Consider the following 22,430-nt stretch of genomic DNA (forward strand, 5'->3'; position numbering starts at 1 on the left):
GCCCCGGCCCAGTGTCATTGAACTGTCATAATTGACCCCGGCTGCCGGACGATCTACCCGTCATGGCGCGTATAACCGCTCCGGCCGAGTACCTAATCCAAATGGCCTAGCAACCCCCTTCAGAGCCGCCGCAAGGGGCGCCCCCGGCCTGGCATCTCAACTCTAAGAGCTATTCGCCCGGTCCTACCGGCGCCGCATTCCGCCGCATTGATTGCCCCTATCGGCTCGGGCGCTTACAAGCCGCAGGGCAAGCGGCATCGAGCCTCATGCTGCACACGGGAGCAACCACATCGCCATGGGGCAGGGCACTGTGCATACCATTCCAGCCGAGCCGGCCCGGGTATTGGCCGGAATTGGCTCGCGCCGCCTAACCGATCCACAGGAGATCATCGCCCTTGTCGGGCAATGCCTCGAGGAAGCCGGCATGCCATTGGCCACATTGGTGGCCCTTGCCAGCCATGCCCGCAAGGCCGGGGATCCGGCGTTGCTTGCTGCCGCAGACGGGCTCGGCGTTCCCCTCCGCCTGCTTGATGGTCACGCCCTACGGGCAGCCGTCCCCACTCCATCAAGCGTGGTTGAGCGCCATACCGGGCTCCCCTCCATTGCCGAAGCCTGTGCCCTTGCCGCCGGCACGCTGCTGCTGCCCAAGCGGCAAACCGCTCGCGTCACCTGCGCGCTCGCTTTGTGCCGTCCCAGTTGGCAGCTCGATCGCTTCGGCCAGCCCGCGCCTCAGCCAGCCAATGCCGCCACGCAGGCCTCCACATCGGCGACCTCGCGCGCCGGCGGATAAGCTGGACGCGCGACCATGATCACATTAGTCCTGCGCTGGCGCGCCGCCTCGAGCTTGTCGGCGGTTTGTGCGCCGCCGGAGTTCTTGCTGACCAGATGTGTGATTGCTTCCCGCTCCAGCAGCGCCAGTTCCCCTTCAAGTCGGTAGGGTGGGCGCGACAGAATTATTTCGGCATGCGGCGGCAGTGGCTTTGCCGGCGGCTCGATCAAGCGCACCACAAACCGGCAATCCTGGCGGCGGAGAAAGGCCTCGAGCCCACCATGTCCGGTGGTCAGCAGCACTTTGGCGCCCGCAGGGATGGCCGCGGCCGCGGCGGCCAGGTCGGGCACATGGGTCCAGGGCGCCTCGGGCGGCTCCCGCCAGGCTGGCCGCACCAGCCGCAACAGCGGGACGCCAGCGCCGTTTGCCGCGGCAACCGCATTGGCCGACATTCCGGCAGCATAGGGATGGGTCGCATCGATCAGCCAATCAAACCCGCTCGCCTGGAGAAAGGCCGCGAGGCCCTCAGCCCCGCCCAACGAGCCAATCCGCAATTGTCCCGCCGGAACCATCGGCTCCTGCGTACGTCCAGCCAACGAAGTCGTCACTTGGTGCCCGAGCGCCACCAGCCGCTCGGCCAGCTTGCGTGCCTCCCCCGTTCCGCCCAGCACCAGGATATTCATCTGTTCGCCATCTGCTTGTTCGCTCCCCGCCATTGTGGCGGCTCCGCCCGCGCGCCTCAAGGCAATCCCTGCCGCTTTCCCGCCGCAGCCCTGCGGCAAGGTGGTGCGGCGTGAGCCGGGGCTTTGTGGTTGCGGCCCCCCGCTCGGGTTCTGGCAAGACGGTCATCACCCTTGGCCTGCTCGCCGCCTTTCGGGCGCGTGGCACGGTCGTGGCCCCCGCCAAGGTTGGCCCCGATTATATCGACCCCACTTTTCTTGGTCGCGCCGCCGGCCGCGACGCGGTCAATCTCGATCCCTGGTCCATGACGCCGGCTCGCCTGCGCCATCTCGCGGGCGTTCAGTCCACCGGCGCCGACCTCCTGATCGTTGAAGGGGTCATGGGCTTGTTTGACGCCGGCGCCGATGGCTGGGGCTCCACTGCCGATCTTGCCCAGATGTTGGACCTGCCCGTGGTGCTGGTGGTCGATGCCGACAAGCAAAGCCAGTCCGTTGCGCCCCTGGTCGCCGGCTTTGCCCATTGGCGATCCGGCGTTCGCATCGCGGGCATCATTCTCAATCGCGTCGCTTCCGCCAAGCATGAGCGCATGCTGCTTGAAGCGCTGCTGCCCACCGGCATCCCCTGTCTTGGCGCCATTCCGCGCAACACCGAATTGGCGCTCCCCGAGCGCCACCTCGGGCTTGTTCTGCCCGGCGAGATCGAGGGTATCGCCGATTTCCTCCAAACCGCCGCCACCAGCATGGGCGACTATCTCGATCTCGATCGGCTCCAGGCACTCGGCGCGCCCCTCGCCGCAGCCGATGCTGGGAGCACTCCGCTGCCCCCGCTGGGTCAGCGCATCGCGATTGCGCGGGACGCGGCGTTCGCCTTTCTTTATCCGCACCTGCTGGATGGCTGGCGCGAGCAGGGGGCCGAACTGCTGTTCTTTTCCCCGCTGGCCAACGAGCCGCCCGCGCCGGGGGCTGACGCCGTGTTCTTGCCCGGCGGTTATCCCGAACTCCATGGCGCAACCCTCGCCGCCGCATCCATCTTCAAGGCGGGTCTCCTTGCCGCTCGCGACCGCAATGCGCTGATCTATGGCGAATGCGGGGGCTTCATGGTTCTGGGCGACGCTTTGGTGGACAAAGCGGGCACTGAACACGCCATGGCCGGCCTCTTGCCCATCACCACCCGCATCGATCGCCCCAAGCGCATTCTCGGCTATCGGCGCCTGCGCCACACCGGCGCCTTGCCCTTTCCTCCCAATCTGCACGGTCACGAATTTCACTATTCCTCCGCCAAGCAGTCGCGCCTGCCGCCCCTTTTTATCGCAGCTGACGCGCGCGGGGTTAACTTGCCGCCCATGGGTGCGGTGATCGGCTCGGTGATGGGCTCCTATGCCCATGTCGTGGATGCCGCCCCATGAGCGCCCGCGCCCTCATGGTCATGGGCACCGGCTCCGATGTCGGCAAGTCGCTGATCGTCGCCGGCCTCTGCCGCGCCTTCACCAATCGCGGCCTGCGCGTAGCGCCGTTCAAGCCGCAGAACATGTCCAACAACGCCGCGGTCACTGCTGATGGCGGCGAGATCGGTCGCGCCCAGGCGCTGCAGGCCCGCGCCTGCCGCCGCGATCCGCTCACCGCCATGAACCCGGTGCTGCTCAAGCCCGAAGGCGAAACTGGCGCGCAGCTGGTGGTGCGTGGCCAGCGCCGCCAGTCCATGGCCGCGCGCGAATATTTTGCCCGCCGCGCCGAACTCCTCCCCGAAGTGCTCGCCGCCTACCGCGAATTGGCCGCCGACACTGACCTGGTTTTGGTGGAAGGGGCGGGCAGTGCCTCCGAAGTCAACCTGCGCGCCAACGACATCGCCAATTGGGGTTTTGCCCGCGCCACATCCATCCTGACAATTTTGTTAGGTGACGTTCATCGTGGTGGCGTAATTGCGGCACTGGTCGGCACCTTTGCCGTAATCGACCCCGAAGACCGCGCCCTGATCGCCGCCACCATGATCAACAAATTCCACGGCGATCCAACCCTCTTCGACGGCGCCAAGCGCTTTCTCGCCGAGAAAACCGGCGTCCCCTGCCTCGGCCCCATCCCCCATTTCCCCGCCGCCCACCGCCTCCCCGCTGAAGACGTGCTGGCGCTCGAAGCCAGCCAACCCATTGCCAGTACAGGCAGATTCACCATCGCCGTCCCCCGCCTGCCGCGCATCGCCAACTTCGATGACCTCGATCCCCTGCGCGCCGAGCCCGGCGTCGAGCTCATCCTCGTCCAGCCCGGCCAACCCATTCCGCGCCAAGCCGACCTTGTGATCCTCCCCGGCTCCAAAGCCACCCGTTCCGACCTCGCCGCCCTCAAGCTAAATGGCTGGGACATCGACATAAAAGCCCATCACCGCGCCGGCGGCCGCATCCTCGGCATCTGCGGCGGCTACCAGATGCTGGGCCAATCAATCGCCGATCCCGCCGGCATCGAGGGCGCCCCCGGCACCAGCGAAGGCCTGGGCCTGCTCGAGGTCACCACAATCTTATCCCCCACCAAGCAACTGCGCCTCGAGCAAGCCATCCACCCCGCCACCGGTGAACCCATCAGCGGCTACCACATGCATATGGGTGTCACCCAAGGTATTGATGTAGCTCGACCTTTCGCCGAAGTTGCCGGCCAACCGGAAGGCGCAATAAGCCCGGATGGCCGAATCATCGGCACCTATCTGCACGGCCTTTTCGCCGCCGATCCCTTCCGCCGCGCCTTTCTCGGCGCGGTCGCCACCCCTGATCTCGACTACGAAGCCGGGGTCGATCAAACCCTCGACGATCTCGCCGCCCATCTCGAGCACCATCTCGACCTCGACGCCATCCTCGCCCTGTCCCGGACCGCCCGGCTGTGACCAACCTCCTCATCGCCCCCATCGCGCTGCTGCTCGAACGCTGGCTCGGCTACCCCGACTTTTTGCTTCGCCAGATCGGCCACCCCGTGATGTGGTTTGGCCGCCTCATCTCCTGGCTCGACAATCGCGTCGGCCGAGACCGGCTTTCCCCCGAGGCGCAGCGCCGGGCAGGGGTGATGGGCGTAGTCGTGTTGCTGCTTGCAACTCTCGCCATCACCTTGCCGCTGCAACTGTTTTTGCGCGCGCTGCCTTTTGGCTGGCTGGCGGAAGCCCTGTTGGCGACGCCTTTCCTCGCGCAAAAGGAACTCGGCCGGGCGGTCAACGCCGTTGCTCTCGCCCTTAACCGCTCGCTGACCGAGGGCCGCGAAGCCGTCAGCCACATCGTGGGCCGCGACCCCGAACAACTCGATGAGGCTGGGGTGGCGCGAGCAGCGGTGGAGACCCTCGCCGAAAGCACCTCGGATGGCGTGGTCGCGCCCTTGTTCTGGCTGCTCATCGCTGGCCTGCCGGGCATCGCGCTCTACAAGGCGATCAACACGGCAGATTCCATGATCGGTCACCTTAACCAGCGCCACCGCTACTATGGCTGGGCCGCTGCCCGGCTGGACGATCTCGTCAACTGGATCCCCGCCCGCCTCACCGCCGTGCTGATTGTCCTCGCCTGCCGGTTCTTGCCCGGTGCCTCGGCGGCGCAGGCCTCGGCAACGACCCGCCGCGATGCCCGCAAACATGCCTCGCCCAATTCCGGCTGGCCCGAAACCGCCTTTGCCGGTGCGCTGGGTTTTGCCCTTGGTGGGCCGCGCGCCTATGGCGGCGAAGTGGTGGATCTGCCGCTACTCGGGTCGGGCAAGCGCGACCTCGAAGCCAACGACATTGCACAGGCGCTGGCGCTCTACCGGGCGACACTTAACGTGCTGCTGGCGGCCTGCCTTGTCCTGCTGCTCCTGGGATGGCTGGTCGACTAGCCGCAGATCAGTCGTCCGTGGCGCCCTTAAGCGTTATCGGCAATCCGGCAACCACGAAATACACATCCTCGCAGATATCGGCGAGGCGCTGATGGGCGGCGCCCGCGAGGTCCCGGAACGTCCGGGCCATCGCATTATCCGGCACAATGCCCAAGCCCACCTCGTTGCTGACGAGGATGACGCGGGTCTTCTCCATTTTCGCCAGCCCGTTGACGAGTTCCTCCACCGCCGCGGCCACATCGGCATTGGCGACGAGCAGATTGGTGATCCAGAGGGTTAGGCAATCCACCAGCACCACATCATGGCTGTTGCCAGCGCGCAGCAGCGTCTGGCTGAGCGCCAGTGGTTCCTCGATGGTGGTGAAGCGGCCACCGCGGCCGCGCTGGTGGGTCGCAACCCGCTCGCGCATCTCGCTGTCCAGCGCTTGCGCCGTGGCGAGATAGGCGGGGCTGCCGCCTGAGCGAATCGCCAGCCGCTCGGCAAATGCCGTCTTGCCAGAGCGCGCCCCTCCCAGAACCAGCACATGCCGCTGCATCATCGCACCTTTGTGTTTTTAGCCGTGAGGGCCGGTTCAACGTCGGCCGCACTTTGATCCCTAGTATTAGGCCGATTTGGCTGTGCAAGCGAGCTTGCCCCACACTGGACGATCCGACGCTTATTCTACTTTCGTCTTAGCGTCTTTCGCACTATGGTCCGCGCCGAAACAAGCCTTTACCATCCCGGATTTTCCAACGGAGTTGACCCGCGTGCCCCGGTTTTATCTTGGCGTTGACGGCGGCGGCACCAATTGCCGCATCCGCTTGGCTGACGAAAATCTGCAAACGCTTGCCGAGGTCAAGAACGGGCGCTCCAACCTACAGATCGATGGCGCGGATCCCGCTTACAAGGCCATCCTCGACGGCACCCGCGATGTGTTTGCGGCCGCCGGGCTCGATTATGCCGAAACGGCCAACACCTATGCCTGCTTTGGCATGGCGGGTGGGCGCATGGATACGGCCCGTGCCGCTTTTGCCGCGCGGCCTTGGCCCTTTGCCGGGGTGCAGGTCTATGACGATATCGACATTGCCCATGCCGGCGCCCTGGCCGGCAATGATGGCGGGGTGATCATTGTCGGCACGGGGTCTGCGGCCCTGGCTGTGGTCGAGGGGCAGCGCTTCCAATGCGGCGGCTGGGGCTTCCAGATCGGCGACCAGATGTCGGGCGCGATCCTCGGGCGCGAACTGGTGCGCTATGCCGTTGAAGCCAGTGATGGGCTGGTCGAAGCCTCGCCGCTGACCGAAGCTGTGCTTGCCGCCTTGGGCGGCGACAACCAGGCGGTCATGAGCTGGTCCTTTGCGGTCGATCTCGACGTCAAGATCATCAGCCGCGACGGATCAGAAGGGTGCGACGATGCCTTGATCGGGCGAGCTCCGGCAGAATTTGGCAAGCTGATCCCGCTGCTGATGGAATACTTTGATGCCGGCGACCCGGTTGCCCAAAAGATGATGACCGTACAACTGGGCTATGTGGACGCCTATGTTCGCTGGTTCCAGGACCGCAACGCCAAGGTGATGGCGGTGGTAGGTGGCTTTGGGCAGCGCATCTTCCCCATCCTGCGGGAACGTTATGGGGATTTCGTCGCCCTCCCACAGTTTGAACCTCTGCATGGCGGCGTTATTCTCGCCAGGCAAATCTTCGCTTCTGCCGACAACAAGGGACTATAGCTCGTGTCCAGCCGCATTATTCCGGTCCAACCCTTCGATTATGTGGTGTTTGGGGCCACAGGTGACCTGACCAAGCGCAAGCTGATCCCGGCCCTTTATCATCGGTTCAAGGATGGGCAGTTCGACGAGCGGTCTCGCATCATCGGCGTTTCACGCTCTCCCTTGTCCGATGCCGAGTTCCAGACCCTTGCCCGGAATGCGGTCACGGAGTTTGTCGAGCAGGAATATCACGATGAGGCAACGATCGACCGCTTTGTGTCGATCTTCTCCTACGTCGCCAATGATGTGAGCGACCCGGCGAACTGGGCCGACCTTGACGGCGCGTTGCGGGACGATCCCGAGATCGTGCGCGCCTTCTACCTGGCGGTGGCACCCGACCTGTTCGAGCCGATAGCCGAATATTTGTCGAAGAAGGGCTATTACCGGCGCGACGCCCGCGTCGTGATCGAAAAGCCGCTTGGCCACGATCTCGCATCCTCTATGGAAATCAATGATGGCGTGGCCAAGATCTTCGAAGAAGATCAGGTTTATCGCATCGACCATTACCTCGGCAAAGAAACGGTGCAGAACCTGCTGGCGCTGCGCTTTGCCAACACCTTGTTTGAGCCGGTCTGGAACTCGGCCCATATCGACCATGTCCAGCTTACCGTTTCGGAATCGGTCGGCGCGGGAACGCGCGGCTATTACGACGAGAGTGGCGCCCTGCGCGACATGATTCAGAACCACATGCTGCAACTGCTCTGTCTTGTGGCGATGGAGCCGCCAGCCTCGGACGACGCCAATGCGCTGCGCGATGAAAAGCTTAAAGTGCTGCGCTCGCTCAAGCCGATTACTGCGGGGGATGTAGCGCGCATGACCGTGCGCGGGCAATATCGCGCGGTGTCTTCGGAAGGCACTTCGGTCAAGGGCTACCAGGAAGAACTTCCGGGCGAAAAGAAGGGCTCGCGCACCGAAACCTTTGTGGCGCTCAAGGCCGAAATTGGTAATTGGCGTTGGTCGGGCGTGCCGTTCTATCTGCGCACGGGCAAGCGCATGGCCCAGCGCGTCTCGGAAATCTGCATTCAGTTCCGCGCCATCCCGCACTCCATCTTCGATCACGCCGAAGGCGCGCCCAAGGCCAACAAGCTAATAATCCGCCTGCAGCCCGATGAGGGCGTCAAGCTGATGATGATGATCAAGGATCCCGGGCCGGGCGGCATGCGCCTGCGCGAAGTCCCGCTCAATCTGAGCTTTGCCCAGACCTTCACCGAGCGCACGCCGGAGGCCTATGAGCGGCTGCTGCTGGACGTGATCCGCGGCAACCAGACCTTGTTCATGCGCCGCGACGAGCTGGAAGCGGCCTGGAAATGGGTCGATCCGATCCGCGAGGCCTGGGACAATTCGAGTGAGCCGCCCCAGCCTTACACCGCCGGAACCTGGGGCCCATCGGGTGCCATTGCGCTGATCGAGCGCGACGGCCGCACCTGGTATGAGGAAGATCACTAAGACCATGCTCGACCGCCGCACCTTTGCCGACAAGCCCACCCTCGCCAAGGAATTGGCCGAAGCCGTTGCGGACCGTATCCGCGCAGCCATCGCCGAGCGGGGCAATGCAGCCATTGCCGTGAGCGGCGGCTCGACGCCCGCGCGCTTTTTCCAGGCCCTGGGCAAGTTCAAGGACCTCGACTGGGAAAAGGTGGTGGTCACCCTTGTTGATGAGCGGTGGGTCGATGAAACCAACGATCGCTCCAATGCGCTGCTGGTCAACGAGCGCATGCTGCAGGGCCCGGCCGCGGTAGCGCGGTTCTTGCCCCTTTATTCCGGTGGCGATGCACCCGACGATGAAGCTGTAGAGCGCACCAACGCTCAACTGGAAGCGCTGCCGCGCCCCTTTGCCGCCGTGGTCCTCGGCATGGGCAGCGACGGGCATACCGCGTCCTTCTTTCCCGGGGGCGATACCCTGGCCGAGGCGCTGAGCGCGCCGGGACCAACCATCGCCATCCGGGCGCCTGGTGCGGGCGAGCCACGCATCACGTTTACCCTTCCGCGTCTTCTGGAAACGGATGGGCTCTACCTCCATATCGAGGGGGAAGAAAAGGCCGCCGTTTTGGACGCGGCGTTGGGCGAAGGTCCCGTTGAGGACATGCCCATTCGCGCCGTGCTGCGCTCCGGCCATCCTTTAACTGTCTATTGGTGCCCATAGTCCCCGAAGCGCTCCCCAATTGACCGCTTTGGCCACTTGCGGCTCCACCAAGGAGCTCCAATGCCTGTTCAGCAAGCCATCCAGGATGTCACCGACCGCATAGCGGCCCGTAGCCGCGACAGTCGCGCCCAATATCTGCGCCGTCTCGACGCCCAGCGGGAAGCCGGGGTTTATCGCTCGAGCTTGTCGTGCGGCAATCTCGCCCACGGCTTTGCCGCCTGCTCGCCTGCCGAAAAAGCGGCGCTGGCTGGCACCAAAACGCTCAATCTGGGCATTGTCACCTCGTATAATGACATGCTCTCGGCGCACCAGCCCTACCAGTTCTACCCCGAAATCATCAAGCAAGCGGCTGCTGCGATCGGTGCCACCGCCCAGGTGGCCGGCGGGGTGCCAGCGATGTGCGATGGCGTGACGCAAGGCCAGCCTGGCATGGATTTGAGCCTGTTCTCGCGCGATGTGATTGCCATGGCGACGGCTATCGCGCTGTCGCACAACATGTTCGACGCCGCCGTTTACCTGGGTATTTGCGACAAGATCGTTCCGGGCCTGCTGATCGGGGCGCTAACCTTCGGGCATCTGCCGGCCGTGTTCATTCCCGCTGGGCCCATGCCCTCGGGCCTGCCCAATGACGAGAAGAGCCGCGTGCGCCAGCTTTATATGGAAGGCAAGGTGGGACGCGCCGAACTGCTGGAAGCCGAGGCCAAGTCCTACCACTCGCCGGGAACCTGCACCTTTTACGGCACCGCGAACTCCAATCAGATGCTTATGGAGATCATGGGCCTGCATCTGCCCGGGGCCAGCTTCGTCAACCCCGGCACGCCCTTGCGCGATGCGCTGACCCGGGAAGCTACCGTGCGAGCACTGTCCTTGACTGCCCAAGGCAACAACTGGACCCCGGTGGGGCACGTGATCGACGAAAAGGCCATCGTCAACGGGCTCGTTGGCCTGCATGCCACGGGCGGCTCCACCAACCATACCATGCACCTGATTGCCATTGCGGCCGCCGCGGGGCTGCAGGTGACCTGGGACGACATGTCCGATCTCTCCGACGCTACCCCGCTGCTGGCGCGCGTTTATCCCAATGGCGTTGCCGACGTGAACCACTTCCACGCAGCTGGGGGCATGGGCTTCCTGATCCAGGAATTGCTGGCATCGGGTCATCTGCATGAAGATGTGAAGACCGTCTGGGGCGAGGGCCTCTCCAATTACACGGTTGAAGCCAAATTAATCGAGGACAAGCTGAGCTTCGAGCCCGCTCCCAAGCACTCGCACCTGCCAAAGGTACTAACGGGCACGGCCGCACCCTTCCAGCAGACTGGCGGCCTCAAGCTCCTGACCGGCAATCTCGGGCGCTCGGTGATCAAGGTTTCCGCAGTCAAGCCCGAGCACCGGGTCGTCGAGGCTCCGGCACGGGTGTTCAACGGCCAGGAAGAAATGCAGGCGGCGTTCAAGGCGGGCGAGTTGAACGGCGACATGATCGCGGTTGTCCGCTTCTCGGGTCCGCGGGCCATCGGCATGCCCGAACTGCACAAGCTTACTCCCGCCCTCGGCGTGTTGCAGGATCGCGGCTTAAAGGTCGCTCTGTTGACAGACGGGCGAATGTCGGGCGCTTCGGGCAAGGTCCCGGCGGCCATTCATATGACCCCGGAGGGGGTCGATGGCGGCCCTATCAGCAAGCTGCGGGACGGCGACATGATCCGGCTCGATGCCAATGCGGGAACCTTGCAGTTCATGGGCGATGAGGCCGAACTCCACGCCCGCCCGGCCGCCACCGAAGACTTGAGCAACCAGCAATGGGGTATGGGCCGCGAACTGTTCGCCGGCATGCGCAGCCTTGTGGGCGTAGCCGACCGGGGTGCCAGCGTATTCAGCTGAGCCCCGCTAGACCCCGAACGGGTAGGTTTCGGGGACCCCACGGGGCCGCTCGGTTGGGAGCGGCGTAACTGCCTTTGTCTCATTGAACCAGACAAAAGCGTCGAATTGCTCTGGCAGCACGGCATTGAAGTAATGGCTCTGCCGCTCCGTTTCGGGGCGGTAGATCACCCCGATCGCTCGCTCCAGCCGGGGTTCTGACAACGCCGACCGCAGCTGAGCGTCGCTGCGCCAATCGACCAGACCGCGCTCGACCCCGGCGTCGCGGAATATCCGCTCATGTGAATCGGGGCGGGCCGGACGGACCGTCTTGATCCGCATCGGCTCGTCCCAATCATCGGCCGCAGCCACCGTTCCGCGATCGGTGCCAAAGCCAATTGCAACTGCACGCTCGCCCCAGGCCGATTTGGCGTGATCGCCGATATTAAGCTGCCCCTGCCAGCCCATTTCGGTAGCCGCCGCCCGGCCCACATGCGAGTTGTGCGCCCAAACAATTGCCTTGGCGTCGGGACCCCGATGCTCCAGCACTGCCTCGAGCGTCTCGAACATATGCCGGTCGCGCAAATTCCAGGACTCGTTGGAGCCCTGATACATGACCCGATAATATTGCTCGGCGGCGAGCACCACTCGGGCATTTTGGGTCGCATCAAAGAAATTGGCGCTGTCCTCACCTGCGTAGCTGAATTGGTGACCCATTAGCTCGGTAAGTTGCTCCACCACCTTTTCTTCGCACGGGTCGATCTCGCCGGTGATGACGGAGCGGCCATACCATTCGGGCTCGGCTTGCCAGGGCGTGAGGCAGCCATACCGCCGTCGTGCCTTTCGCGCTTCCGCCGGATCCACACGGTCGAGATAGCCCAGCACTGCACTGATCGATCCACGCAGCGAATAAACGTCAAGCCCGCGGAACTCGACGCGCCGGCTCAATGGCAGTGCTGAATTATGGGTATGCAGCCAGCCAACAAAGTTGGCCACATCCTCGTTGCGCCACATCCAGGTGGGAAAGCGGGCAAAGGAGGTTTCATCATAGCCAGGGCCTTGCCGCTGGCGGACATGGTGATCAATCCGGTTCGCGTCGGGCCAGTCCGCCTCCACCGCCACGATGGAAAAGCCATGGATGACGATCAGGTGGCGGGTGATGGCCGCGCGCGCAGCATAAAATTCCGAGCTGCCATGGCTCGCTTCACCCAGTAGGACGACTTTGGCGTCGCCGAATGCATCGAAGCAGTTACCGAACTCGATCGCATCGGCCGGATGGGGTAGTGGCTGGATCGCCTGTTGTAGCTTGCGGACGATCCGGGCGGCTGCTTCCGGCCTCTCATCAACAACGCTCATCTCGACCTCTGCAGGAGGTTAACGTCCTGCCCGGGTGATCGCTGCAGCCTTAACCTGGTTAGCGGGTACGTCCGAACAGGCGCTCGATGTCGCGCTGTTTAAGCTCCACATAGGTTGGACGCCCATGGATGCACTGGCCGGAATGGGGCGTACGTTCCATGTCGCGCAGCAGCGCGTTCATTTCCTCCACCCGCAACCGCCGGCCTGAGCGAACCGAGCCGTGACACGCCATGCGCGCGATGATCGCTTCCATCCGATCAGCCAAGGCCGAGCTGGTTTCCCACTCCGCCAAGCCATCGGCAATGTCCTGTACCAGTCCTGCGACGTCCGTTTGGCCTAACAAGGCAGGGGTCTCCCGCACCGCCACCGCTCGCGGGCCGAAGCGCTCGAGATAAAGTCCGAACCGCTCCAGTTCGGGGGCCGCTTCCTCGAGCCGGGTGCAATCCTCCTCGGGCAGTTCCACCACCACCGGGATCAGGTGGGCCTGGCTTTGTATCGGACCCGCTGCCATTTGCTGTTTGAAGCGTTCGTAGACCAGCCGCTCATGAGCGGCATGCTGATCTACCAGCAGCAGGCCATCGCCGTTCTGGGCAATGATGAAATTGTCAAACATCTGTGCCCGGGCGGTACCCAGCGGATAATCGCCTTGATCCCTGGCCTCTGGCACGGTTTCCACCCTGGCGCTGGGCTCGGCAAGGCCGGCGAGGCTCCGGGGCAGCGACCTCGGGGTGTCCACAAGCTGCCTGCTATTTAAGGATGGTGCGGCTGCACAGGGCGGGGCGGAATAGCCAAGCCCCGGGCTTTCTGCCAACTCAGGGGCCGATGCGAGGATTGGGGTTGAAAAGGCACCAAGCACGTCATCGGCAACGCTGGACGAAGCCTTCCAGCCCGCTGCCGTCAGCGCTTCACCCACCGCGCGGATCACCGCACTGCGCACCGCTCCCGCATCGCGGAACCGTAACTCAGCCTTGGCGGGATGAACATTGACATCCACTTCGCCCGGATCGATCGCCAGATACAGCGCCACCACCGGAAAGCGGTCGCGGAAGGTGTAATCCGCATAGGCGGCCCGGATGGCGCCGATCAGCACCTTGTCGCGTACCGAGCGGCCATTGACGAAATAGAACTGGGACAGCGAATTGGCGCGGGTAAAGGTCGGCAAGCCGGCGAGCCCCGCAACCACGACGCCATGGCGTTGCGTGGCAAGGGCCACGGCGTTGCGGGCGAAATCATCACCCATGATCTGAGCGAGCCGACCTTCGAGCGCACCCGACCCATGCACCGCGGGCCAATTGGCGGGTGAACGATCTGTTCCACCCAGCACGAAATGCACGCCGGGATTGGCCATGGCGAGCCGCTTGACCACTTCGGTAATCGCCCCGGCTTCTGCCCGGTCCGACTTGAGGAATTTGAGCCGCGCCGGCACATTGCGGAAGAGGTCCTTGACCTCAACCACGGTGCCGCGGTTGAGCGGGTGCGGGATCGGACCGCGTCGCACGCCATCCCTGACGGACAGGCGCAACCCGCTTTGCGCCCCTGCCGGACGCGAGGCGATAGAAAGTTCGGCGACCGAGCCGATCGAAGCCAAGGCTTCCCCACGAAACCCCAGCGTGCGGATCTCGTCGAGATCGTCAGCCGAAAGCTTGGAAGTAGCGTGCCGTTCCACGGACAGCACGAGATCGTCGCCATCCATGCCGCAGCCGTCATCCTCGATGCGGATCAGGCTTTTGCCGCCGCCGGCTGTGGTGACTGTGATGCGGCTCGCTCCGGCATCGATAGCGTTCTCCACCAGCTCCTTGACCACGCTCGCGGGCCGTTCCACCACTTCGCCCGCCGCGATGCGGTTGACGAGATTTTCGGGCAGTTGCCGGATCGGCATGGGCGATTCTCCTTGCGGCCAGCATAAGCCAAGCCGGCTGTTATGCCGACCCTGCTTTTGTGCTGCGCGGCGACATTAGCGAACCATGACGGCCCGCACCGCATTGTATCGGGGCAGCAAGGAGCGCGCACCATGAGCGAAATCAAAAAGCCCGGCAGCCCGGCAGACGAGGCAAAGGCCGCCAATGAAGCGGCCAATAGGCAGTTTAACGGCGACAAGCCGGCCCCTGGCGCCAAACTGCCCGAGGCCAACGACGACGTGACCAAAGCCAACCACGAAGCTAATGCGGAATTCAATGGTTCGGGGGAAGGCGCCCCTTCGGGCAACAGCGTGGGCGGATTGCGCGGCCCTGCCGATTAAGTCTAATCCTCCGGGACGAATGCGCCCGGAGAACCAATGCATGCCCCAAGCCGCTATGGACCTGGCCCTGGAGCTGGCCGAAGAAGCCGCCGCCGATGGCGAGGCTCCCGTTGGGGCGGTTGTCGTGGAAGGGGTGCAGATTCTGGCGGCCGAGCGCAACCAGATGCGTGCGCTCAACGATCCCACAGCGCATGCCGAAATGCTGGCCATCCGCGCGGCGCTCGCCCGCCGAGGCACCGGTCGGCTGGATGGCTGCGATCTCTATGTCACGCTCGAGCCCTGCGCCATGTGCGCCGGTGCCATCGCCCATACGCGACTGCGTCGAGTTTATTTCGGTGCTGAGGACCCCAAGGCGGGTGCGGTGGAGAACGGCATTCGCCTCTTCGCCCAACCGAGTTGCCACCATCGCCCGGAAATCATCGCGGGCTTAGGAGCTGCCCGGTCCGAAGTCTTGCTCAAGCGCTTTTTCGCCAAGCTGCGCTAGCGCACCACGTCCGGCGAGCTGTCGATCACCGGTATCCGGCCTTGCATATAATCTTCCATGCGCTGCGACAGCATCCGCTTGAACCGGTCTTTGTCTGCATCCACGTGGGCGAAGATTTCGCGCACCCGCCAGAACTCAAGCATGCCGAAGGACGAGACATGGGGGCGGATATAGATGTCGGGTGGATAAGCCGCCATCATATGCGCGGTCAGCGAGTGCATCATGATCTGGGCCGAGCCGAACCACATATCGATCGGCTTGTGGTCGGTCTTGTTGAGCCCCAGCGAAGGGTCGCCATTTACATCAATCCCGATCAAGAAGTCGGTGCCGATATCGGCTTGGTCGAGCGGCAGCGGGTTAACGACCCCCCCATCGACCAGGACGTGATTGGCATAGCTCACCGGCTTGAAAAAGGTTGGAATGGCAATGGAGCCGGCAATGGCTGGCCGCAACAGGCCGGTGTTGAACACGACCTGATGCCAGGACTGGTAATCGGTTGCCACCACATAAAGCGGCACCGATAGCTCTTTAAACGTTTCCGGGAACCCGAGGGGGGTGAAGGCATCAACGATGCTGGTGGCATCGAGCTGGGTCGGAATACCGTTTCTGAGAATGCCCCCAAGCCGGATATGGGTCGCCCAAAGCTTGCCGGCTATGATCCGCATCGTGCCCAGCACTTCAGTCGAGTGCTCGCGCAACTCCTTGCCCGTCATACCGGCAGCCCAGCCAGCGCCGATCAAGGCACCGATCGAGGTTCCGGCGATAACCGAAGGCCGCAAGCCAAGCTCATCCATGGCCTCGATGTAAGGAATATGGGTGAGCCCGCGGGCCGATCCGCCACCCAGTGCTACCCCGATCTTGGGTCCGGCAGATGTGCTCACCCCGCTCCGCTCCGCCCGTAAGCCGCGCAAATGATCCCCAAGAGCCTTGCCGCGCAGCTGCAGAGCCGTCAGCTTACGCCTAGGTGGAACGCCGTCAAAGGTGGGCGGCGGGGATGGTAAATCCGTGCCGTTGGTGTGGGGCTTAGGCGCGGTTACGCTCGATGGCCCGCCAGCCAATATCTCGGCGGCAAAAGCCCTCTGGCCAATCAATCTGGTCCACGCATCGGTAAACACGACGCTGCGCCTCTGCTATATCTGCCCCAAGCGCCGAAACGTTGAGAACCCGTCCCCCTGCTGCCAGTAAACGCCCGCCTTCGCGCCGCGTTCCGGCGTGGAAGATTTGAACACCGTCGTGGTTAAGCCCGTCCAACCCCCTGATCTCCGACCCTGTCGTGTAGGAGCCGGGGTAGCCCTTGCTGGCGAGGATCACCGTCATGGCTGTCTCGGGGCTCCAGCGCACCTCGTGCCCGGCGAGAGCGCCAGTGGCCGTGGCATAAAGTAGTTCCAGTAGATCGGACTGCAGCCGCAGCATCAGCACCTGCGTTTCCGGGTCACCGAAGCGGGCATTATATTCAACAAGCTTGGGGCCCTCATCGGTGAGCATCAGCCCGGCATAGAGCACCCCCTGGTAAGGCGTGCCGCGCGCAGCAAGGCCGCGCACCGTAGGCTCAATGATTTCGCGCAGAACGCGCGCTTCGAGATCGGGTGTTAGAATATCGGCGGGGCTGTAAGCGCCCATGCCGCCCGTATTGGGACCGGTATCGCCGTCAAAGGCGCGCTTGTGGTCCTGCGCAGTGGTGAGCGGCAGAATGGTCTGACCGTCGCACAGAACGAAAAGGCTCACTTCCTCGCCCGTCATGAATTCTTCGATCACCACCGATGCCCCGGCGGCACCGAATGTGCCGCTGAAGCAATCCACGACCGCAGCGCGCGCATCGTCCAGCGTTTCGGCGACCGTCACGCCTTTGCCCGCCGCAAGGCCATCGGCTTTGACGACGATGGGGACCGTCTGGGTGGCCAGATAATCGAGCGCCGGACCTTGGCTCTCAAAGCGGCGATAGGCGGCCGTCGGGATGCCCATCTCGTCGCAAAGCGCCTTGGTGAAGCTTTTGGAGCCTTCAAGCTGCCCGGCGGCCCTTGAGGGGCAAAAGCAGGCGACACCCGCCCCCCGCAGATCGTCGCCTAGCCCAGCGACCACCTGGGCGTCAGGGCCCACCACTACGAAGTCGACGGCCATCAGCTTGCAGAAATCGATCACGGCCTGATGGTCGGTCATGTCGATGGCGACGTTTTCGGCGATCTCGCTCGTGCCACCATTGCCGGGCGCGACAAAGAGCTGGGTCAGCCGGGGCGACTGAGCCAGTTTCCAGGCGAGCGCATGTTCACGTCCGCCTGAACCAATCACCAGAACCCGCATTCGCCCCTCCGTCACTGTCTGGCGCGGTGATGCACCAGAGGGTGGGCCCGGAGCAAGGCGGAACTACATCTCCGCTTCACGGAAAATCGGGGTGACGTCCTCGTTCCACTCGCCGTTGAACTTGGCGAGCCACCGCTCGGCCGGCGACTGGGACAGGCGAATGGTTTCTTCCAGCGGCGCCAGATGGATGGTTTCGTCCTTGCCGGCGGCATTGCGGCGATCACGCCGTACGAGGCCAGCTTCGGCAATGCCCACCGCCTGCGCAGCAAAATCATAAACATTGGTGCGCCCCAGCGGCGTATCGAGGCCCAGGCGCGGCACTTCGCGGCGCAGGTGCTCGCGATCCCCCTCGGTCCAGGGCTGGATCATCTCATAGGCGGCTTCGAGGGAGATATCGTCGTAGAGCAGACCAACCCAGAGTGCCGAGAGCGCGGTGACCGACTTCTCGTCGCCCATATCGGCGCCGCGCATTTCGAGGAACTGCTTAAGCCGCACTTCGGGGAAGATGGTCGAGAGATGGTCTTCCCAATCCTTGATGGTGGGCTTTTCGCCGGGCAGTTGGGGAAGCTCGCCCTTGAGGAAGGCACGGAAGCTTTCGCCCGCGACATTGACGTATTGCCCGTCGCGGATAACGAAATACATCGGCACGTCGAGTGCATAATCGGCATATTGCTCAAAGCCGAAGCCCTCTTCGAATGCGAAGGGCAGCATGCCGGTGCGGGCTGCATCGGTGTTGAGCCAGATGTGGGAGCGGAAGCTCAGGAAACCCGAATCGCGGCCATCCACAAAGGGCGAATTGGCAAAGAGGGCGGTGGCGATGGGTTGGAGGGCGAGGGCCACTCGCAGTTTGCGCACCATGTCTGCTTCGCTCGAAAAATCGAGATTGGCCTGCACTGTGCAGGAGCGGAACATCATCGAGGTGCCGAGTGTGCCCACCTGCTCCATATAGGGCGCCATGATGCCATAGCGCGACTTGGGCATGGAGGGGATCTCGGCGACCGACCAGGTCGGCGTCACGCCCAGCCCAAGGAAGTGGATGTCGAGCGGCGCGGCTGCGGCCTTGGCGACGCGCATATGCTCGGCCAACTCGGCCGCGGTGCCATGCAGGTCCTCCTGCGGGGCGCCCGAGAGTTCGAACTGCCCGCCTGGCTCGAGCGAGATGCCGCCCGCGATCTCGTTGTTACGCAGGCCGATGGGATTGTCGCCATCGAAAAAAGGCTCCCACCCGGTGAGCTGCTGCACCCCTTCCAGCAAGGCGCGAATCCCCTGCGGGCCATCATAGGTGACGGGCCGCAGTGGATTGGTGTGGAACACGTGCTTTTCGTGCTCCGTGCCGATCCGCCAGGCGCTTTGCGGCTTGCAGCCGCGCGCCATCGCCTCGATCAGGTCGGCGCGCGATTCGATGGGAGACGAGGGGTGTTCGGCGCCGGCCATGGGATGCTCTTGCAATGGAAAGGTCGAGTATGGCGCGAACATAGCGTTGCACCGCGACAAAGCAATCAGCTTATCGCCAATCACCGATGCTAGCCTGAATCACCGCTAGCGCTGCGACAGCCGCCGTATCAGCCCTGAGAATGCGGGGGCCGAGGCTGATCGGCACCACAAACGGAGAGCCATGCAGACGGGCGCGCTCCTCGGGCGAAAAGCCGCCTTCCGGGCCGATCAGCAGGCCGACGGGCGTGTCGCGCAGGCCAGAAAGCGTCGCGAGCGGCGAGTCGGACGCCTCAGCTTCGTCGGCAACGATTAACCGGCGATTGCCCTGGGCTTGCGTCCAGCCATCGAGCAATGACGCAAGGGTGATCTCGCGCTCGATTCGCGGGATGCTCAGAACTTCGCATTGTTCGGCCGCTTCCACGGCGTTGGCGACCAGACGTTCATGCTTGAGCCGGCTGACCTGGGTAAACTGGGTTAGGACCGGCTGGATCGTGCCGGCTCCCATCTCGGTGGCCTTCTGGATCACATAATCCAGCCGCTCGGTCTTGAGCGGCGCAAAGCCATACCAGAGCGGCGATGGCGGCGTTTGGGGGGCAATCTGCTCGAGGATCTCAAGCACCACGGCCTTTTTTGCATCCACTACCATCCGGCAACGCCAAGCGCCGTGGCGGCCGTTGAACAACACCACTTCATCCCCCACGCTCTTGCGCAGCACCGCGGCTAGATAAAGGGACTGCTCCTTGCCCAGCGCAATTGGTGAGCCGGGCCCAAGATCGGGCTCGACATAAAGGCGGGGCAGGGTGGCGTGGAAGCGGGGCATGACAAGGTCCGATGAGCGCAGAAAGCCAGCCAGCAGGCGTGGCGCGGTCAGCTCTACTCTAATTCGCGCAAACGCAGTAGAGCAGCAGCACGAGGCGAATGATCCGCGCCCGCGCAATCAAATGAGGATAGCATGGCGAGCCCATTGGACGCTCAGATCGGAACGGGTGTGGCTGATGCCGCACAGGGCAATTGGGTTGACCGTTTCGCGCCCGCATGGCTCAAGCCCTATGCGCGATTGGCGCGCTGGGATCGACCGATCGGCTTTTGGCTCCTGTTCTGGCCCTGTGCCTGGGGCCTGGGACTTGCTGCTGTAGCCGAGCCGCTTCGCGGCTTTGATTGGCGGGCGGCCGTCCTGATGTTTGTTGGCGCCGTGCTGATGCGGGGCGCCGGCTGCACGTTCAACGACTTTGTGGATCGCGACATCGACACCAAAGTCGCACGCACCCGCTCGCGGCCTATCCCTTCCGGCCAGGTTTCGGCAAAAAAAGCGCTGGTATTTCTGGTGGTGCAGGGGCTGCTGGGTCTGCTTATTCTGCTGCAGTTTAATCCCTTCACCATTGTTCTCGGCGTGGCCTCGCTGGTGCTGGTCGCCATCTACCCCTTCATGAAGCGCGTGACCTGGTGGCCGCAGGCCTTTCTGGGCCTCGCCTTCTCCTGGGGCGCGCTGATGGGGTGGTCGAGCCAGACTGGTGGCCTGTCGGTCGCGCCGCTGCTGCTTTATTTCGGCTGTATCCTGTGGACCATCGGCTACGACACGATCTACGCCTTGCAGGACGTGGAAGACGATGCCCTGATCGGGGTCAAATCCACCGCTCTGCTGTTTGGAAAGCGCGCAAGAGCCATTGTGACCGGCTTTTATGTCGCGGCCTTCGTGTTGTGGCTGGCGGCGGCGGTGCTGGCGGGCGCCGGGGTGCTGTTTGCCGTGCTTTCGCTGATCGCGTTGGGGCTCTTGTTCTGGCAGGTGCAAACCCTTGATGCGGGGGCGCCCGGCAATGCGCTGCTGCGCTTCAAGAGCAATCATTATGTCGGGGTTGTCTTGACCCTGGCTCTCCTTGCCGAGTGGGTCTGGTAAGGGCGCGCAAAACGCCAAAGGGACCAGCCGCACCACCGACTGGTCCCTTCAACGTGCTTGGAGGCAACTCGGAATCTAGTTCGCTTCGCCCTGGCCGGGCTTGCGGCGATTAAGGAAGCGGGGGCGGCGGGCGGCATCGGCAGCAAGGCGGCGCCGGGCAACCCCTTGCCCGAGCATTACCCCGTCCACCTGCTGCGAATAGGGCAGATAGGTGCCATCACCCGCCTTAATAAACAGCGGCAGGCGAAGTTTGCGACCCCAGTTCTGCCATTCGGCGACGACGTTCTGGTTACCCTCTTCCTCGAACACCCGGTAGTTCAGGTTTTCGTCCGCATGGACCAGTTCGATCGCGCTCGTCAAAGCACCCTCGATAGAAATGGACGTCGCCACCGCGACGCCGATGAATTCATGCACTGGAACCTTGATCTTGATCACAATGCCGCTCTGCTCGAGCTGCTTGCGGACGGTCACGGTCTTTACCGGTTCCTTGGGGCCATTATCGTTTGCTGCAACAAAGCGGCGATCGATTACGTTCGGTCGGCCAAATGCCAGCACCACTGAACCGCCTTCTATGGCTAAGCCTTCACCCATTTGATCTGCCTTCCTGCTAACCCCGAGAGCTTATTGCGTGCTCTCTTTTGTGCGGCCAATCTAGCGCGTCCCCTTACCTGTCGCCTTAATCCGCTCGGTTAAGTTTATCTTGTTTTCCTGCAGGGTTAGCAGGATGTGACCCGGTGTAGGAGCCGGTTAACCCCAACCAATCGGCTGCTGGTTTGCGCGCATTACGCAAGGAATGGGGGCGAAATGTCCCAGGTCAGCTTGCACCTTGTCCAAAGCCGGGCACCGGCCTAGAACCGGGCCCATGCATGCAGCCCCCACCAGCGCCCAAGAAGATCTTGAACTGTTGCGCTCGAGCGCCGTCTCGGCAGGCATCATTGCCTGCGGCTTTTTCCGAGCACCGGTTAAGGCCTGGACCAAAGACAATGCCTCGCCCGTCAGTGAAGCCGATATTCTGGTTGACCGCTACCTTGCGGCGTCATTGCTCGCCGCTCGCCCCGATTATGGCTGGCTTAGCGAGGAAACAGCGGACAATCCGTCGCGCCTGACCTGTCGGCGCGTGTTTGTGGTCGACCCAATCGATGGAACCAAGGGGTTCTTGCGCGGCGAAGATAGTTGGACCGTTTCCCTGGCCGTCGTTGAGGACGGGGTGCCGATTGCCGGCGTGGTTTATGCGCCGGTGCGCAACGAAATGTATGATGCTTGCCGGGGCACAGGTGCTCGCCTCAATGGAGCACCATTGAGCCGTCGTCGCCGCGCCGGAGCTTTGCCCTTGATTCCGGCGCCCACCGCGGTTCATCAGGAGCTGGCCGCCGGGGGGTTGGATTACACCAGGGGTCCCTCATTGCCTTCGCTGGCATATCGCCTCGTACAGGTGGCTACGGGTAAGCTTGACGCTGCCGTCTCGCGTCGGGGTGCGCAGGATTGGGACATCGCAGCCGCCGCCCTGATCCTCGAAGAAGCCGGCATTCCGCTTGCCGATGTCTGTGTGGGGCAACCAGTGTTCAACAAGCGCGATGTTCGCCACGGCGCGCTTGCGGCCCTGAGTGACATGAGCCTAAAACCGCTTGTTCATGCAGCGCTGATCAAGGTCTATGGATGCCCATCCGCCGCCGAGCCGGCGCTCGATTCTCCCCAGCCTTCGTGAT

21 protein-coding genes are annotated in these 22,430 nt (G+C 63.5%); 12 read left to right on the plus strand and 9 right to left on the minus strand.

Translation table 11 applies throughout. The annotated features are described in order from the left end of the window. The first annotated feature begins 295 nt into the window (after window positions 1–295). Window positions 296–790 carry a cobalamin biosynthesis protein gene (locus HRQ64_RS05795; RefSeq protein ID WP_172122562.1) on the plus strand — a complete coding sequence of 165 codons (495 nt, stop codon included), beginning with the start codon at window positions 296–298 and terminating at the stop codon, window positions 788–790. Here the strand turns inward: HRQ64_RS05795 and HRQ64_RS05800 are convergent. Next, window positions 730–1,485, minus strand: coding sequence for a cobalt-precorrin-6A reductase (locus HRQ64_RS05800; protein WP_248305234.1), 756 nt, complete (start codon window positions 1,483–1,485; stop codon window positions 730–732). The genes HRQ64_RS05795 and HRQ64_RS05800 overlap by 61 nt on opposite strands. Window positions 1,486–1,562: 77 nt before the next feature. Here HRQ64_RS05800 and HRQ64_RS05805 point away from each other — a divergent pair, with 77 nt between their 5' ends. The 3 genes from HRQ64_RS05805 to cbiB are packed head-to-tail and all read left to right on the plus strand — an operon-like array spanning window position 1,563 to window position 5,283. After that, entirely contained in the window at window positions 1,563–2,855 is a 1,293-nt protein-coding gene (locus tag HRQ64_RS05805; RefSeq protein ID WP_349236675.1) for a cobyrinate a,c-diamide synthase, read from the plus strand. Next, window positions 2,852–4,318, plus strand: coding sequence for a cobyric acid synthase (locus tag HRQ64_RS05810; protein WP_248306932.1), 1,467 nt, complete (start codon window positions 2,852–2,854; stop codon window positions 4,316–4,318). The genes HRQ64_RS05805 and HRQ64_RS05810 overlap by 4 nt, the downstream gene beginning before the upstream one ends. Further along, a complete protein-coding gene (gene cbiB, locus HRQ64_RS05815) occupies window positions 4,315–5,283 on the plus strand; it encodes an adenosylcobinamide-phosphate synthase CbiB (RefSeq protein ID WP_172122563.1) in 969 nt (322 codons plus the stop codon). The genes HRQ64_RS05810 and cbiB overlap by 4 nt, the downstream gene beginning before the upstream one ends. Before the next feature lie 7 nt (window positions 5,284–5,290). Here cbiB and cobU read toward each other — a convergent pair whose 3' ends face one another. Then, complete coding sequence (gene cobU / locus HRQ64_RS05820; RefSeq protein ID WP_172124861.1) at window positions 5,291–5,818, minus strand: bifunctional adenosylcobinamide kinase/adenosylcobinamide-phosphate guanylyltransferase; 528 nt, start codon at window positions 5,816–5,818, stop codon at window positions 5,291–5,293. A gap of 211 nt (window positions 5,819–6,029) precedes the next feature. Between cobU and HRQ64_RS05825 the strand changes: the two genes are divergently transcribed. From HRQ64_RS05825 to edd, 4 genes are read left to right on the plus strand one after another with little or no spacing between them, the layout of a single operon-like run. Next, window positions 6,030–6,986, plus strand: a complete 957-nt coding sequence (locus HRQ64_RS05825) for a BadF/BadG/BcrA/BcrD ATPase family protein (protein WP_172122564.1) — start codon at window positions 6,030–6,032, stop codon at window positions 6,984–6,986. A 3-nt stretch (window positions 6,987–6,989) separates the two neighbouring features. Beyond that, complete coding sequence (zwf, locus tag HRQ64_RS05830) at window positions 6,990–8,471, plus strand: glucose-6-phosphate dehydrogenase (RefSeq protein WP_127752155.1); 1,482 nt, start codon at window positions 6,990–6,992, stop codon at window positions 8,469–8,471. Further along, a complete protein-coding gene (gene pgl, locus HRQ64_RS05835) occupies window positions 8,455–9,168 on the plus strand; it encodes a 6-phosphogluconolactonase (RefSeq protein ID WP_210258513.1) in 714 nt (237 codons plus the stop codon). Before zwf ends, pgl begins: the two co-directional genes overlap by 17 nt. A 60-nt stretch (window positions 9,169–9,228) precedes the next feature. Next, window positions 9,229–11,043 carry a phosphogluconate dehydratase gene (edd, locus tag HRQ64_RS05840; protein WP_172122565.1) on the plus strand — a complete coding sequence of 605 codons (1,815 nt, stop codon included), beginning with the start codon at window positions 9,229–9,231 and terminating at the stop codon, window positions 11,041–11,043. A gap of 6 nt (window positions 11,044–11,049) precedes the next feature. Here edd and HRQ64_RS05845 read toward each other — a convergent pair whose 3' ends face one another. Then, window positions 11,050–12,375: an erythromycin esterase family protein gene (locus tag HRQ64_RS05845; RefSeq protein ID WP_172122566.1), complete on the minus strand. Its 1,326-nt coding sequence runs from the start codon at window positions 12,373–12,375 to the stop codon at window positions 11,050–11,052. A gap of 58 nt (window positions 12,376–12,433) precedes the next feature. Next, entirely contained in the window at window positions 12,434–14,254 is a 1,821-nt protein-coding gene (mutL, locus tag HRQ64_RS05850) for a DNA mismatch repair endonuclease MutL (RefSeq protein ID WP_172122567.1), read from the minus strand. Window positions 14,255–14,386: 132 nt separating this feature from the next. Here mutL and HRQ64_RS05855 point away from each other — a divergent pair, with 132 nt between their 5' ends. Then, complete coding sequence (locus HRQ64_RS05855; protein ID WP_172122568.1) at window positions 14,387–14,614, plus strand: hypothetical protein; 228 nt, start codon at window positions 14,387–14,389, stop codon at window positions 14,612–14,614. Between the two features lie 40 nt (window positions 14,615–14,654). Continuing rightward, a complete protein-coding gene (locus HRQ64_RS05860; protein ID WP_210258514.1) occupies window positions 14,655–15,098 on the plus strand; it encodes a nucleoside deaminase in 444 nt (147 codons plus the stop codon). On the opposite strand, the gene HRQ64_RS05865 is transcribed toward HRQ64_RS05860, so the two are convergent. The 4 genes from HRQ64_RS05865 to HRQ64_RS05880 form a co-directional block, all read right to left on the minus strand. Further along, a complete protein-coding gene (locus tag HRQ64_RS05865; RefSeq protein WP_164854734.1) occupies window positions 15,095–15,979 on the minus strand; it encodes a patatin-like phospholipase family protein in 885 nt (294 codons plus the stop codon). The two genes, HRQ64_RS05860 and HRQ64_RS05865, sit on opposite strands and share 4 nt — an antisense overlap. Window positions 15,980–16,121: 142 nt before the next feature. After that, window positions 16,122–17,396: a phosphoribosylamine--glycine ligase gene (gene purD / locus HRQ64_RS05870; protein ID WP_172122569.1), complete on the minus strand. Its 1,275-nt coding sequence runs from the start codon at window positions 17,394–17,396 to the stop codon at window positions 16,122–16,124. Window positions 17,397–17,459: 63 nt separating this feature from the next. Next, window positions 17,460–18,830, minus strand: coding sequence for a glutamate--cysteine ligase (locus HRQ64_RS05875; protein WP_172122570.1), 1,371 nt, complete (start codon window positions 18,828–18,830; stop codon window positions 17,460–17,462). Between the two features lie 70 nt (window positions 18,831–18,900). After that, on the minus strand, window positions 18,901–19,650 hold the full coding sequence (locus HRQ64_RS05880) for a 16S rRNA (uracil(1498)-N(3))-methyltransferase (protein WP_172122571.1): 750 nt from the start codon (window positions 19,648–19,650) through the stop codon (window positions 18,901–18,903). 132 nt (window positions 19,651–19,782) lie between these two features. Between HRQ64_RS05880 and ubiA the strand changes: the two genes are divergently transcribed. Next, the gene (ubiA, locus tag HRQ64_RS05885) at window positions 19,783–20,724 is read left to right on the plus strand and encodes a 4-hydroxybenzoate octaprenyltransferase (protein ID WP_172122572.1); all 942 of its coding nucleotides are present in this window, start codon (window positions 19,783–19,785) and stop codon (window positions 20,722–20,724) included. A 75-nt stretch (window positions 20,725–20,799) separates the two neighbouring features. Here the strand turns inward: ubiA and HRQ64_RS05890 are convergent, their stop codons facing one another. Further along, on the minus strand, window positions 20,800–21,315 hold the full coding sequence (locus tag HRQ64_RS05890) for a DUF6101 family protein (RefSeq protein ID WP_127752165.1): 516 nt from the start codon (window positions 21,313–21,315) through the stop codon (window positions 20,800–20,802). Between the two features lie 271 nt (window positions 21,316–21,586). Here HRQ64_RS05890 and HRQ64_RS05895 point away from each other — a divergent pair, with 271 nt between their 5' ends. Beyond that, on the plus strand, window positions 21,587–22,429 hold the full coding sequence (locus HRQ64_RS05895; RefSeq protein ID WP_172122573.1) for a 3'(2'),5'-bisphosphate nucleotidase CysQ: 843 nt from the start codon (window positions 21,587–21,589) through the stop codon (window positions 22,427–22,429). Window position 22,430 lies beyond the last annotated feature (1 nt).

Origin of the sequence: Devosia sp. 919 (assembly GCF_013185965.1) — a bacterium.
Lineage (GTDB): Bacteria > Pseudomonadota > Alphaproteobacteria > Rhizobiales > Devosiaceae > Devosia.

Bases quoted from the DNA above. Each gene is read 5' to 3' on its own strand.
- HRQ64_RS05890 (WP_127752165.1), bottom strand. From the start codon at position 21,315: ATGGGTGAAGGCTTAGCCATAGAAGGCGGTTCAGTGGTGCTGGCATTT.
- HRQ64_RS05855 (WP_172122568.1), top strand. From the start codon at position 14,387: ATGAGCGAAATCAAAAAGCCCGGCAGCCCGGCAGACGAGGCAAAGGCC.
- purD (WP_172122569.1), bottom strand. From the start codon at position 17,396: ATGCGGGTTCTGGTGATTGGTTCAGGCGGACGTGAACATGCGCTCGCC.
- HRQ64_RS05895 (WP_172122573.1), top strand. From the start codon at position 21,587: ATGCATGCAGCCCCCACCAGCGCCCAAGAAGATCTTGAACTGTTGCGC.
- HRQ64_RS05800 (WP_248305234.1), bottom strand. From the start codon at position 1,485: ATGGCGGGGAGCGAACAAGCAGATGGCGAACAGATGAATATCCTGGTG.
- cobU (WP_172124861.1), bottom strand. From the start codon at position 5,818: ATGCAGCGGCATGTGCTGGTTCTGGGAGGGGCGCGCTCTGGCAAGACG.
- HRQ64_RS05860 (WP_210258514.1), top strand. From the start codon at position 14,655: ATGCCCCAAGCCGCTATGGACCTGGCCCTGGAGCTGGCCGAAGAAGCC.
- HRQ64_RS05795 (WP_172122562.1), top strand. From the start codon at position 296: ATGGGGCAGGGCACTGTGCATACCATTCCAGCCGAGCCGGCCCGGGTA.
- HRQ64_RS05845 (WP_172122566.1), bottom strand. From the start codon at position 12,375: ATGAGCGTTGTTGATGAGAGGCCGGAAGCAGCCGCCCGGATCGTCCGC.
- edd (WP_172122565.1), top strand. From the start codon at position 9,229: ATGCCTGTTCAGCAAGCCATCCAGGATGTCACCGACCGCATAGCGGCC.
- mutL (WP_172122567.1), bottom strand. From the start codon at position 14,254: ATGCCGATCCGGCAACTGCCCGAAAATCTCGTCAACCGCATCGCGGCG.
- HRQ64_RS05810 (WP_248306932.1), top strand. From the start codon at position 2,852: ATGAGCGCCCGCGCCCTCATGGTCATGGGCACCGGCTCCGATGTCGGC.
- pgl (WP_210258513.1), top strand. From the start codon at position 8,455: ATGAGGAAGATCACTAAGACCATGCTCGACCGCCGCACCTTTGCCGAC.
- ubiA (WP_172122572.1), top strand. From the start codon at position 19,783: ATGGCGAGCCCATTGGACGCTCAGATCGGAACGGGTGTGGCTGATGCC.
- HRQ64_RS05880 (WP_172122571.1), bottom strand. From the start codon at position 19,650: ATGCCCCGCTTCCACGCCACCCTGCCCCGCCTTTATGTCGAGCCCGAT.
- HRQ64_RS05875 (WP_172122570.1), bottom strand. From the start codon at position 18,830: ATGGCCGGCGCCGAACACCCCTCGTCTCCCATCGAATCGCGCGCCGAC.